General features: G+C 74.2%; 1 protein-coding gene and 1 pseudogene. One reads left to right on the top strand and one right to left on the bottom strand.

Going from position 1 to position 1,748, the window contains the following annotated elements; all coding sequences use genetic code 11:
• The first annotated feature begins 115 nt into the window (after positions 1–115).
• A complete protein-coding gene (locus FGF04_RS39090) occupies positions 116–1,135 on the top strand; it encodes an SDR family NAD(P)-dependent oxidoreductase (protein ID WP_149516142.1) in 1,020 nt (339 codons plus the stop codon).
• 70 nt (positions 1,136–1,205) lie between these two features.
• On the opposite strand, the pseudogene FGF04_RS40540 reads toward FGF04_RS39090, so the two are convergent.
• Positions 1,206–1,748, bottom strand: a pseudogene (locus FGF04_RS40540) (hypothetical protein); the annotation flags it as partial.

Raw genomic sequence — 1,748 nt, 5'->3', positions numbered from 1 at the left:
CTCACCGGGTCCCCCCTCTGTCCCCCGTCCCGTACCGCGAAGCCGAACCGTGCCCGGCGTCTACATACGGGCGCCGCGGGTACTCGGGTCGCCTTCCACGAGCGAGGTGACACCGATGGCACGGACCCCACGTCCGCCGGCTTTCGACGGGCTCTCCGCACTGGTCACGGGCGGTTCCCGTGGGCTGGGGCTGCTCCTGGCCGCGCGGCTGGCCCGGCAGGGCTGCCGGGTGACCGTCGCGGSCCGCGACGCGGACGAGCTGAGCCGCGGTGCCGACTGGATCAGGGAGCGGACCGGTGCGATGGTCTCCACCGTGGTCTGCGACGTCCGCGACCGGGACGCGGTCGAGGCCGCGGTCCGGCAGGCGGACAGCGAGCAGGGCGGTCTGGACGTCGTCGTCGCCAACGCCGGAGTCATCCAGGTGGCACCCGTGGCGTCGCTCGACAGCGGTGCCTTCGAGGACGCCATGGCGACCATCTTCGGCGGGGCGGTGAACACGGCCATGGCCGCACTCCCCCACCTGCGCCGCAGCGAGGCCGGGGGCCGTCTGTGCATCATCGGCTCGGTCGGCGGCCTGCTCGCCGTTCCGCACCTGCTGCCGTACTCCTGCGCGAAGGCCGCCGTGGGGACCCTGGGTGAGGGACTCCAGGCGGAGACGGCCGGCACGAAAGTCAGTGTGACCACGGTCCATCCCGGCCTCATGCGCACCGGATCGCATCTGCAGGCGGAGTTCGGCGGGCGGTCCGCCGAGGAGTTCGCCTGGTTCTCCGCCCTGTCCGGGACACCCGTCGTCTCGATGGACGCCGACCGCGCGGCCGAGCGGATCGTACGGGCCGTGCAGCGGCGGCGGACCCGTCTGGTGCTCACCCCAGCGGCCCGTGTCGCGGGAGTGGCCCATGGACTGGCGCCCACCGCGGTCACCCGGCTCAGCGGCTTCGCCACCCGGCTCCTCCCGTCGCCCCCGGCCCGGCACGGCGCCGACGGCGTGGCGGGAGACCGCATCGTGCAGGGCCACGGCATCGACGGCGCTCCGACCAGGTGGGCGGAGAAGGKGCGCGAGCTGGGCAGCCGGCTCAACGACCGCGCCGCACGCCGCTACAACCAGGAGATCCCCGGCCCCCCGACCAGCGCCTGATCACCACCTGATCAGCGTCCGACCTGATCAGCATCTGATCAGCGTTCGACCGTACGGAACGCGGGAGCGCCTACTCCTCGGGCTCCTCCTCATCAGGCTCGTTCTCGTCTGGTTCGTTCTCGTCGGGCTCGTCCCCGTTCCCCTGCGGGTCGGATGCCGTCTCCCCGGCGGTGGCCGACGCGGACGGCGGCGTGACGCCCTCCTGCGGGCTCCCAGGCGTCGACGCCGTGGCCGACCCGCCGGACTCGGAGGAGCCGGAACCGGAGCCGGAGGAGCCGGCGGTACCGGAACGCGAGCCGGACCCCGAGGTGTCCGATCCCGACGAGTCGGAAGACGTGGTGGAGGGGGACGACGAACCGCCCGTTCCGTCCTTTCCGCCCGTCCCGGTCGAGCTGTCGTCGGGCGAGAAGAGGTTCATGCCGACGAACAGCGCCGCCACGAAGAGCACCACCGCGGCGATGCCCCCGACGACACGTGGGCGCCGGCCAAGCCCCGCCCGTACACCGCCGCTGCCGCCCGCCGCGCCTCCGCCTCCGGCCCGAGCGGCCCGGCGGGTGGGGCCGGTGGCCGACGAGCGTGCCGCGTACCCGGACTGCGGGGTGCGGTCGCCGGC

The organism is Streptomyces apricus, assembly GCF_008369065.1.
Lineage (GTDB): Bacteria > Actinomycetota > Actinomycetes > Streptomycetales > Streptomycetaceae > Streptomyces > Streptomyces apricus.
Note: the sequence above shows the minus strand (reverse complement) of the source record. Positions and strands in the feature narration are given on the sequence as shown.